Below are 14,283 nucleotides of genomic sequence, written 5' to 3' on the forward strand. Positions count from 1 at the left end.
TCCGGCGTTCGAGGAGCGGCGTCCGGGGCGGAGCCCCGGGGTCGGGACGGGAAGGGGCGGCGGGGGCGAAGAACACCCCTGCCGCACCCCGCCACGACGCCCCCGCTCAGTCCTCCGGCCGGCCCTCCATGGCCAGCAGCTCCTCGTTGGGGATCGCGCCGCCGAAGCGGCGGTCCCGGGAGGCGAACTCCACGCACGCCCGCCACAGGTCACGCCGGTCGAAGTCCGGCCACAGGACGTCCTGGAAGACCATCTCGGCGTAGGCGCTCTGCCACAGCAGGTAGTTGGAGGTCCGCTGCTCCCCGCTGGGCCGCAGGAAGAGATCCACGTCCGGCATGTCCGGGTAGTACATGTACTTCGCGAAGGTCTTCTCGTTCACCTTCGACGGATCCAGCCGCCCCGCCCGTACGTCCTCGGCGAGCGCCTGCGCGGCGTCCGCGATCTCGGCCCGCCCGCCGTAGTTCATGCAGAAGTACAGCGTCAGCCGGTCGTTGTCCTTGGTCTGCTCCTGCGCGATCTGGAGCTCCTTGGCGACCGACTTCCACAGCTTGGGCATCCGGCCCACCCAGCGCACCCGGATGCCCAGTTCGTCGAGGGTGTCCCGGGTCTTGCGGATGAAGTCGCGGTTGAAGTTCATCAGGAAGCGCACCTCGTCCGGCGAGCGCTTCCAGTTCTCGGTGGAGAACGCATACAGCGAGATCGCGCCGACGCCCATCTCCACGCCGCCCTGGAGCACGTCCAGCACCCGCTCGGCGCCGACCTTGTGGCCCTCGGTGCGGGGCAGCCCGCGCTCCTTGGCCCAGCGTCCGTTGCCGTCCATGACGATCGCCACATGCTTGGGGATCAGCTCCCCCGGCAGCTTCGGCGCACGGGCCCCGGACGGATGCGGCTGCGGCGCCCGGTACTCCCGTCGCTGCCGCCCCAGAATCCCGCGTACCACCATGTGCCCCTCGTCTCCCTTACTTCTCCACGTAGCGAAGCGAACGCAGCCCGCGCTCCAGGTGCCAGTGCAGGTAGGCGGAGACCAGTCCGCTGCCCTCCCGGACGTACCGCGGCTCGCAGGCGTCCGCAGTCCCCCAGTCTCCCGTAAGCAGCGCACCGAGCAGGTCCAGGGTCTGCGGCGAGGGTACGACGCTACCGGGCACCCGGCAGTCGACGCATACGGAGCCCCCGGAGGCCACCGAGAAGAAACGGTTCGGACCGGGCATCCCGCACTTCGCACAGTCGCCGAAGCTGGGGGCGTAACCGTTGACGGCGAGCGACCGCAGCAGGAAGGCGTCGAGAACGAGGTGCGGCGCGTGCTCCCCGCGGGCCAGCGTGCGCAGCGCCCCGACGAGCAGCAGGTACTGCTGGACGGCCGGTTCGCCCTCGTGGTCGGTGAAACGCTCGGCGGTCTCCAGCATCGCCGTCCCGGCGGTGTAGCGGGCGTAGTCGGTGACGATGCCGCCGCCGTAGGGCGCGATGGTCTCGCTCTGGGTGCACAGCGGCAGCCCGCGCCCGATCAGCTCGCTGCCCCGGGCGAAGAACTGCACGTCCACATGGGAGAACGGCTCCAGCCGGGCCCCGAACTTCGACTTGGTCCGCCGCACCCCCCGGGCCACGGCCCGCACCCGCCCGTGTCCGCGCGTCAGCAGCGTGATGATGCGGTCCGCCTCACCCAGCTTCTGGGTGCGCAGGACGATGCCGTCGTCACGGAACAGGCTCATGGAGCCATTCTCCCGTACCCCGCCGGGCGGCGGGGACGGTCGGGGCGGCTGATGCCGCGTCAGGGCACCTCACCGAGGCTGCGGGGATCGGTGGGCGCCCCCGTGACGCCGGTCCGCTCGGCGGTGGTGGCCTGCCGTACGGAGTCCGGCGCCGCGTCCCACTCCAGGCCGCCGCCGTACGGTCTGAGCTGGATGTAGGGCCCTTCGTGGCCCATGACGACGCCCAGTCTTCCGGAGCGGGTGTCCACGACGTAGGAACCGACGGGTGGCTTCACGGCAGTCATTCCTTCCCCGTTGCTCACACAGCTTTCCGTCCCGTTCGTTCCCCAGGCGTCCCCTGTTTCACTCTTCGCATCCCGACGACGACGCTCCGCGTCTAGACTCGGGAAGATCACTCGGGGCTGCGTGATCAGCGGCGCCGACGTAACAGGCATCAGTCACCCGCCTACTGTCGGTCGCTTCCCCTCCTCGACCAGGCTCGATGCAGCAACAGTCATCTGAACCGCCAGTTGGTCGCGGATCCGCTGGACGAGATTCCGCCATTGGCGGGTGAACCCCGGTTCTCGTTCCAGCTCGTCCCAGAGATGACCCAGGGAGCGGTCCACATGGGCGCGCGGCATCCACAGATGCAGCAGGTGATCGACGGCCGGCCGCAGGGCGAGCACGGCCGAGGGCCCGTCCGCCGTGCCGGTCCGGCTGTTGTCCAGCAGGTGCACGACGGTCGTGAGCAGCCAGTCGTGCAGTGCGAGGTTCTCGCACAGTCCGGCCGCCGCGGCGGCCGGGGTCTCCTCCGGCAGCCGCAGTTCCATGGTCCGCAGCCCGTCCTCGGCGAGCGTGAAGCGGGTCAGCGCCGGTTCCGTCCCGGCCGGGGCCCGGTGCGCGGTCCACCGCAGGTGGGTGCGGCGGGACTTGAAGGGCGCCTTGTGGTCGAGGAGCGGGTGGCGCAGCAGCGGGGCGAGCAGCCCCTCGGCGATCATGCCGAGGTCCAGCTCGCCGCGCCCGGCACCGCGCAGCACGCCCTGCGCGATGGCCTGTTCGGGCAGTTTGCCGAAGGGTTCGACGAGCCCGGGGCGGACCAGGTACTGCCCCCAGGGCCGGCGCAGGTCGGGGCCGGTGGCCGGGAGGCTGAACCAGGCGGTGGCCTGGAGGACCCGGCCCTCGGTGAGCGCGGCGCGGGCGGCCACCGTGCCCACGGCCCGGACACGGGCTCCGTTGGCGGTGGGCAGCCGGCAGTCGACGCCGTTCAGGACCTCGGGCGAGCGGACGTAGAGGTTGGGCCGCTCGGAGACGCGGACGTGTTCGTCGGCGCGCAGCCGCAGGAGTCGGGCGGCGGCCCGGCCGTCCAGCGCGTGGAAGGACGGCAGCAGACAGGTGCGTACCTCGCCGCAGACCAGGACCGGGCGCGCCGACTGTCCGGGGGCGGCCATCTCAGCCCCCTTCGGGGGCGGAGTCGGCGGGCTCCTCGTAGAAGACGTAGGAGGCGCGCTGGGCGACGGCCGCGGGGACCTGCGCCCGCTCGCCGCGCGAGCGCCGGTCGACCTGTTCCAGGGCGGTGGCGTCCACGTCTATCTGGTCCAGGATCATCCGCACCGCGTCCTCGACGGCGAGGAAGCGGTTGGGCATCAGGGTGCAGGTGCGGTAGGCGCTGAACGGGTCGGCGTCCGGGTTGAGCCGGAGCAGCGGCGGCAGCCGGTCCCAGTCGTGCGGGAAGTCGCCGCCGTCCCAGGGCCTCGGGGTGAGCACCGGCTCGCCGAGGTGGCGCAGCAGGCCCAGCCGGGCGAGCTGCCAGACGGCGGCCAGGAAGGGGCAGGACCACAGCCGGCGGCCGTCCTGTTCGGACCACAGCTCCACGTCCATGAAGACGGAGTGGTTGCGGGCGGCGGTCTCCTGGGGCGGCTGCCAGGTGGTGACCTCGGAGAGCGCGGCGCCCCGGCCGGGGCTGCGCTGCCCGTTCGCGAGCCAGCCGGTGCGGCTGACGGGCGGGCGGGAGCCGAAGGAGCCGGGCGGCGGGGACTCCACCAGGCGGTGCATGACGGACTCGGCGAGTTCGATCCGGTCGGCGACGGCGCAGCCGGACTCGCGGGCGAGGTAGTCGATGGTGAGGCCGGCCTCCTCGGCCTCCTTCAGGATCAGGGGCACGAGTTCGGCCGGGGTGGAGAAGCGGCTGAAGTAGTCGTCGATGAGGAAGCAGGTGCTGATCCTGGCCCGGCCGGGGGCGGCCCGGCGGGCGGCGGAGGCACGGGCGGCCTCGACCCAGATCCGCACCTCGGCGAAGTGCTCCCCGAGCCGCTTGGGCCCCGCCTCGAAGTCCTCCATGTACAGGTGCCCCAGCTCCAGCGAGAGATGGGACAGCGGCACGGCCTGGGTGCGTGGTTCCGCCCCGAGCTCACGGAATACGGACTCCATCGCGGCCGCCGGTCCCTCCACGTCGCGGTTGGCTCCAGACACGGCTCGCAGTCGGGCGAGCGAATCGTGCAACTCGACTTTATCCGGGTGAAGTTGTGATGACGACATGGCTTCGGCACATCGATCTGCCTGCTCAGCCTTGATCTGTAGGATGCTCACTCGTCATGGGGGGATGAGACATATGGCTTCTGCATGGTCGACCCGGACGGCGCGCCCTACTGACCTTGCCCGCCTCCGGTCCTTACTGATCGAGTCGTGCGAACCGACCGTGGTGCCTTCCCTCGCGCTTCTCGGCGCGGCCGTGGAATGCGAGCTCGTCCGAGTGGCCGAGGTTGAGGGCGAGTTGGTGGGCTGCATCGCGACGGAGATGCCCTCACCAGGGCATGCCCGCTTGTCTGCGGTCGCAGTGAGGAGCGCCTATCGGCGGCAGGGCGTGGCGTCGGAACTCCTGACCGAGGCAATGAAGGCGTTACCTCAGATGTCCGGCGAGCCACCGCTGATTTCCGCCGTTGCGAGTACGGAACAGTTGGAGGTGACGCAGCTCCTGCTGGCATCCGGTTTCATCGGCACGCGCACCATGCACTCTGGAACCGCGGGTCAGCCTCTCCACATTCACTTTCAGCACAAGGCACGCGTCGAGTACATGGACCCGGATGCCCGGCATCTGGTTCCGGTACGTTCACGGGAGCAGCTCACCGACTCCCTGGCCCCTTCCGACCACGCAGTAACGGCGCTCGTGAGCCTGGGGGGCGAGCCCGCCTTCGAAGTAGCACGCTTCGAGCAGGACGACCCCGCGGCTCTGCAGTCGGGCGAGGCCGCAGCCGGAATCGCATTTTCCGGGGCGATACTCGCGGCGATCACCTTCCTCCTCGGTTTCGCCTTCTCCTCCACGCGCTTCCCGGACGACGTACGCCTGCTTCTCATCGGCGCGACGTTCAGCACCGTGCTGTCCCTGATCATCTACGCGAGTGCCTCGGGTGAGCTGGCTCGCATCCGCTCCAACTCCTTCGGCAAGATAATGAAATGGGGGAACGTACTTTCCGAGTACGGCGGCGTCTTTCCCTTCCTGATCTCGCTTCCGGTCACGTATGCACAGGCCAGCGGCGATCCATGGACCACGATGGTGCTCGCCGTGCTGCTCAGCGCGGCCATCGCCTGGTACGAACGTTCCGAGTTCTCGATCGCCTATCGCTTTCGGCGCACACCGGTCGAGGTCAGCCTGATGGTGATGACGGCAGTCTCACCTACGTCCGGTGCGGCTCTGGTGGCGGCCGACGCCACTAGTTGGCCCTGGACCATCGCCCTGACGATCACCTTGGCTGCCCGAACCTGGCTCTACCTCTTCCGCCGAGGCCCGGAAGCGGATATCGCGGAGCGTCGGCAGTGGCAGATCAGGGACTAGGCCGCGCGCCGGCGGCGTGAATACCCGCTTCGAAGACCCGCTCCACAACCTCGCGGGCGCATCCCCAGGAGATGGTCAGGCCGGCACCGCCATGACCGTAGTTGTGAAGCAACAGCGTGCTCCGATGCTGCTCCGCCGTCAGCCGAACCGAACTCCTGGCGGGACGCAGCCCGACACGCTGTTCGATCACCCGGGCTCCAGCGATCGATGGTTCAACGGCGGCGCAGCGACGGATGATCTCTCGGGCCTCGACCTCGTCGGGCACCAGTTCCCAGTTGCCCCGATCCGAGGTCCCTCCCAGAACCAGCGCATCGGCGTGCGGGTAGATGTAGGTGAGTTCCTCGGCATCCGGTGTGTCGTCGCAGAAGAAGGTTCGGACACCCGGGTTCTCCACCACGACCACCTGTCCCCGCACCGCTTCCACGAGCGGGTCGGAAGCAAGCGATCTGGCCCCCGATCCGGAGCAATTGACGACCACAGTGGCTTCGGGCATCGCTTCCGAGAGCGTCTCGTAGTGATGGCGTCGGATCGAGCCGCCGGCCCGCGCGAGCCTTCGTGCGAGGTAATCGAGGTATCGGGGCATGTCGACCAGCGGGGCACGGTACCGCCACCCCGCGACGAACCCGTCCCGCAACTCGTCGGATGCGCACATGCGCGCCCCCACCAAGCTGCCCCAGTCCGGCATCGGGCAGGCAACCCTGGACTCCTGGGTGCCCTCAACCAGTCGGATTCCGGTGCCGGAGTCGGCACTCAACGAGGTGAGTTCCGAGAGCGTCTCTCTACTCCATCGGTCGACCAGTTCACGGGGCTCGGCCAGATAGGGGTCCCACATGGCGCCCGCGGCAGCCGAGGTCGTCAGCTTCGACGGCCGGTCCGTATCCACACGGACGTCAAAGCCGGACTCCGCCAGGCATACCGCCGTAGTGAGTCCCGAGACTCCGGCGCCGATTACCACCGCACTGGCCGACACTGCTCGCCTCCCTCTCCGGCATTCCCCGCGCCCATCGGGGCGACGCTGGCCGGATCTTCGAGGCTAACCGACATCACGTGCGTACGCCCGTGACGGTGCTGTCGGCTCCTCCCTTCACGCCGGTTTCCAGCACTCGTTGTCCGTCAATCGACGGGCCAGGTCGCTGAGCGCCTGCCAGGTCTCCATGTTGGCGATCTGGCTGTCGAGCACGTCCTCGTCGGTGATCAGCTGCTCCCGCCACTGGAGCACGGGTTCGAGGGGTACGGCGCCCAGGACCTGGCTGTAGCCGATGCCGTGCGAGGAGGCGAGTTGCTTCAGCTCGCGGTCGCACTCGCGCATCCACGCCGACTGGGTGGCCGAGACCTGGGACCACAGCTGGGACGAGGGGTCGGGCACGGCGGCCCGGACGAAGCGGATGGAGCCGCGCAGGGTGTCCTCGTCGTGGCCGCGGGCGACTCCGCCGGCGACGATCCCGCGCTTGCCGAAGACCAGCCCGGCGGCGGCCGCCACATGCTGCCGGGTCCAGCGGTGGAAGACCAACCAGCGGGACTCCACACCCCGCATCTCGGGCAGCGAGGTGGCCTCCAGGACCATGTCCACGGCGTACGAGCGGCCCGCGCTGAGGTCCACGACGATCAGGTCGAACTCGGAGTTGAGCCGCAGCAGCAGGTCCACGCAGCGGCGCAGGTTGTCGTCGTCGGTGGCGAACTCGCCGCCGCTGAGGTCGCCCGGCATCAGCACCAGCCGGCCCGAGCCGGGCGGCCGGTTGCGCAGGACCCGGTGCTCGGTGTCCGCCCAGACGTCGACGCGGACCGGCTCGCCGACCTCGCCGACGAGGTAGGAGTGCAGTCCGCGGTCCTCGGCGGCCTGGCGGGCGTCGGGCACGTCGAAGACGGCGGAGGCGGTGGGCGAGCCGAAGTCGAAGTCCAGGTAGCACACGTCGTCGCCGGCCAGCGCCCGGTGGTAGGCGAGGTTGGCGCTGGTCACGGACCGGCCCGTGCCTCCTTTGTCGGAGGCCGCCAGGATGAGCACCAACTCACCTCCCCCGGAATGCCTCGCGGGCCCTGTTGAGCGCATCCAGCTGTCGCAGCGCTTCCAATGCCAGCGAGTAGGAAGTGCCCGGTCGGTCATGAACGAGTCTGTCGGCACGCCTCAACCTGACTTCGATTTCGCGCAGATGCATATCGTGCCGTCCGTCGCCGCCGAGTGCCGGTTCCATCTGTTCGTTCCCCAACAGGTGCTTGGCCTCCGAGAGCAACGCCGCTGCCAGCGCGCTCAGTTCGGGACTGCGAATCGGCGGCTGCTGGTACATGAGGTAGGCCTGGACCATCACCTCGGTGACCCGCTCGGTGATGCTCCAGGACACCGGCCCGTGCCGCTTGACCATGTCGGCCTCGGGAAACACGGCGTGGACGTTGTCCCACAGCCCGACGCCTTCGCCCTCGCGGATCCGGCGGCGCCACATGTGCTCGAAGATGGCTTCGGCGAGCTGGAGCAGCCGGTCGTGCGAGGCCAGGTTCCGGGAGAGCGTGCAGAGTTGGACGGTCCGCTTCAGCAGATACGCCGAGAAGTCGGTCGCGGACCAGGTCATAGGGACACCGAGTCGCTCGCTGCCCTGCAACACCATCGTCACGCCCTCACAGTGCAACTGCTGCACCAGCGAGTCCTCTCTCGTCATCCGGCTGGTGATGCGCCCCCTTTCTGCGAGCCGTTCCAGGATGCTGACCGTGCGCGTCAAGTCGTCGTCGGTGGCGCGGCGGCGCATCAGGTCGTGGACGAGGATGGCGGCGACGGAGAGGGAGAAGTACTCCGACTCCAGCTTCTGTCCCGTCGTACGCCAGGGAAGGTCCTCCAGGGGCCAGCGGTCGGCGTCGAAGCGGGCGATGCGGGACCAGTACTGCTGGGTCAGTTCCCAGCGCAGCCGGAGCGCCTCGGCGAGCTTCTGCTGCTCGGTGTTGAGCAGGCCCAGGGTGAGGGTGCGGTCGGTGAACAGGTCCTGGATGCCGTCGAGGGCGACGACGGTGAAGTACAGGTACGGCACGGGGCTCGCGGCGCCCTCGGGCTGCGGGCCGATGGGGTCGTCGGTCTCGACCTCGGGGGCGTCCTTCACCAGGCTCCAGGCCCAGCCGCACTCGAAGAGCTGGCTCTCGTCCTTCAGGCCTTCCTGGACGTCGATACCGAGTTGGAGGCTCTCCGCGATCGCGGCGCGCAGCGGGCGGAACCGGTCCTGGAACTGCTTGACCACCTGGCGCTGGGACAGCCGTCCCTGGCCGAGGAGTTCGCACAGGGTCCGGCCCTGGGAGGCGTCGGCGTCGAAGACGTTGACGGTGAAGGAGCGCAGCAGGCTGACCATGGCCGCGGTGAGCCGGGTGCTGGTGGCCGAACGCAGCTCGGCGATGGTCTCCTTGACATCGGTGCGCCGGGTCTTGCCCTCGTAGACCTTGAGGAAGCCGAGCGTGGCCAGGCACAGCGTGATGGACATCGAGAAGCTGTCCACCACGCCGAGTTGGCGCTGCTCCTCGGTGAGTTCCTCGGTCTTGTCCCGGGCGCCGAAGTAGTAACCCCCGGCGAACGTAGGCCGCTTGTCCTCCCCGGTGTGGGTGCGCATGAACTCGGCGGTCGCCGTGACGAGGTTGACCGGGACGTCCAGACGTCCGCCGGCCCTCTTCAGCACCTGCTGGACGTCGTCCTGCGTGGTGTCCGGGTCGTCCAGCCGGAACGCCGGGATCTCCGTCGCCGGATAGAGCAGGCAGAGCAGCCGCTCCGCGTCGGCGACGCTGCTCTCGCCGCCGTACTCACCCCAGTTCCACTCCCCGCCCTCGAACGAGTGGCGCCCCAGCGCCTGCCAGATGTCCAGCAGGTGCTGGCGTGGCTTGATCTGCATCCCATGCCCCTCACACAGGCCGCACTGCCATCAATTGAGGAAGAATCCCTCTTCTGCTGTCAGCGGTCACGGTCCGACTGCGGAATATCACCATCCGAATTCCTTCGGCCGTAGGCGACGATCATTGCGAAATAGCCGTCACGCACTCTGGTCTGGGATTCGATCCGCTCGGTCTTGACGTCGTCCGCGAATCGCTTCAGGCTCAACTCGACCTCGAACATCCCCACATCGCAGGCGGGGAAGGAGTGATCACCGGTTTGATAGCCATGGGAATGCTCCATGAAAGCGGCGGCGAAGGGCGCGCCGGGGGCAAGGGCGCGCAGGAAGCACTCGACACCCAGGTCGAACTCCTCGCGGGAGGAGGTCATCGACTCGGCGACGAAGAACATCGTCCCCATCGACCAGCGGCCCTGGTGGAGCATGAGGTCGAAGAGGTTGCCCTCCTCGACGTGGACGACTCCACGGAAGCGTGCCCTCGGGTCCATGTCGAGGGCTCCGTAGGCCTCGTTCTTGCACAGCACACGCCAGAACTGGTCCCAGTTGTCGGCGTAGGACTTCACTTGCGACTTGAGGTAACGAACGTTGGCGGGCGAGCGCTCGAAGAGCGCGATCTCGTCGCACCAGGGCAGCATGGCGAGCGCGGGGTAGAGATTCGCGCCGGCGCCGACGTCGATTCCAGCGATAGACCGACCGCGATCACGCGGGCAATGACCGCTGAAGTGATCCCGGATCAAAGAGAGGATCTCCGCGTCCCCTGCCTGTAAATACAAGTAGTTATGGTCGATGTAGGCTATCGGGTCAAATGCCGCCCAGGATACATCCGCATTGAGCCAGTCCCACCGAGAAGCTCGCAGTGCCATTCCTCAACGGTATCAACGCTTCTGGGTGCATCCACCCCTTTGCCTCGCAAAGAGAGAAAAGATCCCCGAGAGGTAGCTGACTGCTCATGAGTAGAGGGAGAAACTTACTCTGACCGTGGAGCCCACCAACGCCGCCGCGATCATGCTGTACCGCTCCATCGGTTTCACCTCGGAGGACAGGGTGCGCAAGGACTACTTCGGGCCCGGCGAGGACCGGCTGGTGATGGCGCTGAGCCTCTGACCCCGAGGGGTTCCCCGGAGGCCGGGGCTGGGGGTAAACCCCCCTCAAAACAGGGCTGTTGCCCGGATGTGTGGGGCGGCGCGGGTCCGCGAGGCTCGACGCATGAAGCAGATCGCGAAGAGCGCGGCCCTGATCACCGCGGCCACTGTCGCCGCCCTCGGACTCGCCGTACCGGCGGGCGCGTCCGGGGTGCCCGGAACAGCGGGCGCGTCCGGGGTGCCCGGAACAGCGGGCGCGTCCGGCACATCCGGCACATCGAGCGCGTCCGGCACGTCCGGCGCTGATGCGCGTGCCGAACCGACCTCGCCGGCGCCGGAGTTGAAGTGGACCGCCTGCGCGGGCGAGGGGCTCGATCCGCGTCAGCGGTGCGCCGTCGTCCCCGTGCCCATGGACTACTCCGAGCCCCACGGCCGGATGATCGACCTCGTTGTCTCCCGTATCCCGAGCGAGGATCCCGCGACCCGCCGGGGCGCCCTGCTGATGATCCCCGGCGGGCCCGGCGGCGACAGCCTGTCCGACCCCTCCGGCAAGGGCCAGGAGCTGCCGCGGGAGGTGCGGGATGCCTACGACCTGATCGGGTTCGCCCCGCGCGGCAACGCCCCCTCCACCGCCGTCACCTGCGGCCTCGAACCCGCCGACCTCGCCTTCTCCACGCTGCGGCCCTGGCCCGCCGCCGACGGCTCCGTCACCGGCAACATGGCCGCCGCCCGGCGCATGTCCGACGCCTGCGCCGAGAACGGCGGCGAGCTGATCCGGCACATCAGCACCAGGAACGAGGCACGGGACATCGACCGGATCCGGGCCGCGCTCGGCGAGCGGGAACTGTCCGCCTGGGGTGTCTCCTACGGCACGTACGTCGGCGTCGCCTACACGGAGATGTTCCCGCGCCGGGCCGACCGGATCGTGCTGGACAGCAGCGGCCACGCCGACCCCGTCCACGCCGAGCGCGCCTGGCTGGCCGCGTTCGAGCAGGGCGCCGAGGACGTCTTCCCGGAGTTCGCGCAGTGGGCGGCCCGCCCCGGCAACCCGGACCGCCTGGCCGGGACGCCCCGGGAGGTGCGGTCGCGGTTCCTGGAGCTGGCCGACCGTCTCGACCGCGCGCCCCTGCCGTGGCCCGGCGCCAACCCGCCCGTGCTCAACGGCACCGAGCTGCGCCAGGCCATGCTCACCGCGTTCTACGACCCGGACGACTTCCCCTCGCTGGCCCGGCTGATCCGCGCGGCCGAACAGGGCACCGTCCCGCCCGCGCCGCCGTCCCCGCCCGAGGAGATGCTGCAGAACTACACCGCGGTCGGCGCCGGGACCATCTGCAACGACGCCGCGTGGCCCTCGGACCCGGCCGTCTACCAGCAGGACGTCACCGAGAGCCGGGCGAAGCACCCGCTGACGGCCGGCATGCCGCGCAACGCCATGCTCTGCGCCGCCTGGCCCTTCCCGCCGAGGGAGGCGCCGGTGCGGGTGACCCCCGGCGGCGCGGCCGGCATCCTCATGGTCCAGAACGAGCGGGACGTGGCGACCCCGCTCGGCGGCGCGCTGAAGCTGCGCGAGGCGCTCGGCCGGCGGGCGGTCCTGGTGGTCAACGACGCCACCGGGCACGACGCGTACCTCGCCAACGGCACCGAGTGCGGCGACAGGCTCGTCTCCCGCTTCCTCGCGACCGGCGAACGGCCCCGCCGGGACGTCCACTGCGACTGACCCGGCCGAGGCGGCCCAGCCGAGGCCGACCCGGCCACGGCCTCACCCGAACCCGCGTACGTACCTCCGCTGCCACGGCGTCTCCACCGCGCGTGGGTCGTAGTGGCGGCGGACGTACGCGACGGCCTCCGCGGGGTCCACCCCGTCCAGGACCGCGACACAGGCCAGCGCCGTCCCCGTACGGCCGCGGCCGCCGCCGCAGGCGAGTTCGACGCGTTCGGCGGCGCACCGCCGCCAGACCTCCGCCAGCGTGGCGCGGGCCGCGCCGGGGTCGGCCGGGAGCCGGAAGTCGGGCCAGCGGATCCAGCCGGACTCCCACGGCACCTCGGGCGGCCGCCGGCCCAGCAGATAGACGCCGTACGAAGGCGACGGCTCCCCCGGCGGCAGGGGGCGGCGCAGGCCCCGGCCCCGGATCAGCCGCCCCGAGGGCAGCCGGAGCACCCCGGCGGCCCCCTCCTCCCAGCACTCCTCACCCGTCACGGAGCCATTCGAACGCGTTCCCGGAGCCGGGGCAACCGAATCCGCGCCGAGGGTGGTCTGGAGGGCGAGGGAGGATGCTTGATGCAGGTCGAACTAGAGGACCGTTTCCAGGAGTTCGTCAGAGCCCGGTGGTCGCGTCTGGTGCGGACCGCCTATCTGCTCACCGGGGACCCGCACCTCGCCGAGGACCTGACCCAGACCGCGCTGACCAAGGCGTACCGGTCCTGGCGGCGGGTGGCGCGCAGCGACAACCCCGAGGCGTACGTCCGGCGGATGCTGGTCAGCTGCAACAGCGACCGGTTCCGCAAGCGGCGGGTGCCCGAGGCGCTGACCGCGGCCCCGCCGGAGCGGGCGGGCCGGGACGAGGCGTACGGCTGGGCCGACGAACGCAGCGCCCTGCTGCCCGCGCTCGCCCAACTGCCGCCCCGGCAGCGGGCGGTGGTGGTGCTGCGCTACTGGGAGGACCTGTCCGAGGCGGAGGTGGCCGACACGCTCGGCTGCTCGCCCGGCACGGTCAAGAGTCAGGCGTCCAAGGGTCTGGCGAAGTTGCGTACGAGTCCGGAGCTCGCGCGGGTCCTGACCGGGGACCGGGCGGAGCCATGTGCAGACGGGGGGAGACAGCGGTGAGCGAGGAAGAGCGGGAGCTGGTTTTCGAGGAGCGGCTGCGTGAGCTGCTCGCCGAGGACGCGTACACCATCCGCCCCTCGGCGGCGCCGTACCCGGCGATCCGGCGCCGGGGCGCGGCCGAGCGGCGGCGCCGGGTGGCCGCGGCCGGGGCGGTGCTGGTGACGCTGGCCGCGCTGCCCGTGGGGGCGTACGCGGTGGGCGGGAAGGACGGCGGGGGCGGCTCGACGGCGTCCGCGCCGAGCCCGTCGGCGAGCGGCACGCTCGACCCGACGCCGTCCGCCACCCCGTCCGGGCCCGCGCGGCCCGGCACGGACGGGCAGTTGCTGGACGGGATCTCCTACGAGCAGTCGGCGCACGCCCTGGACCAGTGCCTCGCGTACGACGCGCAGCACACGACGGGTCCGCAGGGCGACGGCCCGGGTCCGGCGGCGGGCTACCGGATCATCCTCGCGATGAAGAGCACCGGCGACTCCAACGCGCCCGGCGACGGCATGTTCGTGGTCGCGGTGAAGGGCAGCGGCGCGGACGCGACCCGGCTGATCTGCAACATCCGCGACGGGGAGGCCCAGGGTCTCAACATCAGCAGCGGTGGCAACGGCCCGGACGCCTCCGCGGTCGTGCCGGACATCAACGCCGGCAAGCTGTACCAGCAGTCCGTCCTCGACCGCGGCCATTGGACCCTGCCCTTCCGCTGGGGCGTGATCGGCACGGTCGAGCCGTCGGTCGCGGAGGTCACCGTCGACTACGGCGGCGACACCCGCCCCGCCGCCCTGGACCACGGCTGGTTCGTGGCCTCCGGTGTCCTGGACCAGCAGGTCACGGTGGCCCCCCGGGTGAAGGGCTACGACGCGGGCGGCGAACTCGTCTACGACTCCGACCAGGACCCGACGTACGAGAGGGCGCTGCCCTAGGTGTAGTGCCCTGTGAGGTTGGGGACGGGTGAGCCAGGTCTCGGCTGAGGCGTCTTGAACGGGCGAGGGCCTTCCGGTTCGGTGTGGATTGCGACGTCTAC

The 14,283-nt window shown here is 70.2% G+C and carries 14 protein-coding genes and 1 pseudogene; 5 read left to right on the forward strand and 10 right to left on the reverse strand.

Annotated features, from left to right (window positions below; all coding sequences use genetic code 11):
- Positions 1 to 106: 106 nt before the first annotated feature.
- From AB0E07_RS02945 to AB0E07_RS02965, 5 genes are all read right to left on the reverse strand, one after another.
- Positions 107 to 943: an isoprenyl transferase gene (locus tag AB0E07_RS02945; RefSeq protein WP_362245687.1), complete on the reverse strand. Its 837-nt coding sequence runs from the start codon at positions 941 to 943 to the stop codon at positions 107 to 109.
- Between the two features lie 16 nt (positions 944 to 959).
- On the reverse strand, positions 960 to 1,706 hold the full coding sequence (gene recO, locus AB0E07_RS02950; RefSeq protein ID WP_362245689.1) for a DNA repair protein RecO: 747 nt from the start codon (positions 1,704 to 1,706) through the stop codon (positions 960 to 962).
- A 59-nt stretch (positions 1,707 to 1,765) separates the two neighbouring features.
- Positions 1,766 to 1,981, reverse strand: coding sequence for a hypothetical protein (locus AB0E07_RS02955; protein WP_362245691.1), 216 nt, complete (start codon positions 1,979 to 1,981; stop codon positions 1,766 to 1,768).
- 162 nt (positions 1,982 to 2,143) lie between these two features.
- Positions 2,144 to 3,133: an SCO2521 family protein gene (locus tag AB0E07_RS02960; RefSeq protein WP_362245693.1), complete on the reverse strand. Its 990-nt coding sequence runs from the start codon at positions 3,131 to 3,133 to the stop codon at positions 2,144 to 2,146.
- A 1-nt stretch (position 3,134) separates the two neighbouring features.
- Positions 3,135 to 4,112, reverse strand: a complete 978-nt coding sequence (locus tag AB0E07_RS02965; RefSeq protein ID WP_362245781.1) for an SCO2522 family protein — start codon at positions 4,110 to 4,112, stop codon at positions 3,135 to 3,137.
- A gap of 268 nt (positions 4,113 to 4,380) precedes the next feature.
- Between AB0E07_RS02965 and AB0E07_RS02970 the strand changes: the two genes are divergently transcribed.
- Entirely contained in the window at positions 4,381 to 5,514 is a 1,134-nt protein-coding gene (locus AB0E07_RS02970) for a GNAT family N-acetyltransferase (RefSeq protein ID WP_362245695.1), read from the forward strand.
- Here the strand turns inward: AB0E07_RS02970 and AB0E07_RS02975 are convergent.
- From AB0E07_RS02975 to AB0E07_RS02990, 4 genes are all read right to left on the reverse strand, one after another.
- Positions 5,504 to 6,484 carry an FAD-dependent oxidoreductase gene (locus tag AB0E07_RS02975; protein WP_362245697.1) on the reverse strand — a complete coding sequence of 327 codons (981 nt, stop codon included), beginning with the start codon at positions 6,482 to 6,484 and terminating at the stop codon, positions 5,504 to 5,506. The genes AB0E07_RS02970 and AB0E07_RS02975 overlap by 11 nt on opposite strands.
- 114 nt (positions 6,485 to 6,598) lie before the next feature.
- Complete coding sequence (locus tag AB0E07_RS02980; RefSeq protein ID WP_362245783.1) at positions 6,599 to 7,516, reverse strand: SCO2523 family variant P-loop protein; 918 nt, start codon at positions 7,514 to 7,516, stop codon at positions 6,599 to 6,601.
- 4 nt (positions 7,517 to 7,520) lie between these two features.
- On the reverse strand, positions 7,521 to 9,368 hold the full coding sequence (locus AB0E07_RS02985; RefSeq protein WP_362245700.1) for an SCO2524 family protein: 1,848 nt from the start codon (positions 9,366 to 9,368) through the stop codon (positions 7,521 to 7,523).
- Positions 9,369 to 9,427: 59 nt separating this feature from the next.
- Positions 9,428 to 10,228, reverse strand: a complete 801-nt coding sequence (locus AB0E07_RS02990) for an SCO2525 family SAM-dependent methyltransferase (protein WP_362245702.1) — start codon at positions 10,226 to 10,228, stop codon at positions 9,428 to 9,430.
- 100 nt (positions 10,229 to 10,328) lie between these two features.
- On the opposite strand from AB0E07_RS02990, the pseudogene AB0E07_RS02995 reads away from it, so the two are divergent.
- Together AB0E07_RS02995 and AB0E07_RS03000 are read left to right on the forward strand one after the other, a co-directional pair.
- Positions 10,329 to 10,469: pseudogene (locus AB0E07_RS02995) on the forward strand (GNAT family N-acetyltransferase); the annotation flags it as partial.
- A gap of 102 nt (positions 10,470 to 10,571) precedes the next feature.
- Positions 10,572 to 12,164 (forward strand): alpha/beta hydrolase, encoded by a 1,593-nt coding sequence (locus tag AB0E07_RS03000; protein WP_362245704.1) that lies wholly within the window; start codon positions 10,572 to 10,574, stop codon positions 12,162 to 12,164.
- Positions 12,165 to 12,206: 42 nt separating this feature from the next.
- Here the strand turns inward: AB0E07_RS03000 and AB0E07_RS03005 are convergent, their stop codons facing one another.
- Positions 12,207 to 12,644, reverse strand: coding sequence for a protein phosphatase (locus AB0E07_RS03005; protein ID WP_362245706.1), 438 nt, complete (start codon positions 12,642 to 12,644; stop codon positions 12,207 to 12,209).
- Positions 12,645 to 12,725: 81 nt separating this feature from the next.
- On the opposite strand from AB0E07_RS03005, the gene AB0E07_RS03010 reads away from it, so the two are divergent.
- Together AB0E07_RS03010 and AB0E07_RS03015 are read left to right on the forward strand one after the other, a co-directional pair.
- Positions 12,726 to 13,271 carry a SigE family RNA polymerase sigma factor gene (locus tag AB0E07_RS03010; RefSeq protein ID WP_362245708.1) on the forward strand — a complete coding sequence of 182 codons (546 nt, stop codon included), beginning with the start codon at positions 12,726 to 12,728 and terminating at the stop codon, positions 13,269 to 13,271.
- Complete coding sequence (locus tag AB0E07_RS03015) at positions 13,268 to 14,182, forward strand: hypothetical protein (protein ID WP_362245710.1); 915 nt, start codon at positions 13,268 to 13,270, stop codon at positions 14,180 to 14,182. The genes AB0E07_RS03010 and AB0E07_RS03015 overlap by 4 nt, the downstream gene beginning before the upstream one ends.
- The last annotated feature ends 101 nt before the right edge of the window (positions 14,183 to 14,283 follow it).

Source organism: Streptomyces sp. NPDC048002 (genome assembly GCF_040653275.1).
Lineage (GTDB): Bacteria > Actinomycetota > Actinomycetes > Streptomycetales > Streptomycetaceae > Streptomyces.

Coding starts and splice junctions, on each gene's coding strand:
- AB0E07_RS02965 (WP_362245781.1), bottom strand. CDS start 4,112: ATGGAGTCCGTATTCCGTGAGCTCGGGGCGGAACCACGCACCCAGGCC.
- AB0E07_RS02985 (WP_362245700.1), bottom strand. CDS start 9,368: ATGCAGATCAAGCCACGCCAGCACCTGCTGGACATCTGGCAGGCGCTG.
- AB0E07_RS02945 (WP_362245687.1), bottom strand. CDS start 943: ATGGTGGTACGCGGGATTCTGGGGCGGCAGCGACGGGAGTACCGGGCG.
- recO (WP_362245689.1), bottom strand. CDS start 1,706: ATGAGCCTGTTCCGTGACGACGGCATCGTCCTGCGCACCCAGAAGCTG.
- AB0E07_RS03000 (WP_362245704.1), top strand. CDS start 10,572: ATGAAGCAGATCGCGAAGAGCGCGGCCCTGATCACCGCGGCCACTGTC.
- AB0E07_RS02960 (WP_362245693.1), bottom strand. CDS start 3,133: ATGGCCGCCCCCGGACAGTCGGCGCGCCCGGTCCTGGTCTGCGGCGAG.
- AB0E07_RS03010 (WP_362245708.1), top strand. CDS start 12,726: ATGCAGGTCGAACTAGAGGACCGTTTCCAGGAGTTCGTCAGAGCCCGG.
- AB0E07_RS02990 (WP_362245702.1), bottom strand. CDS start 10,228: ATGGCACTGCGAGCTTCTCGGTGGGACTGGCTCAATGCGGATGTATCC.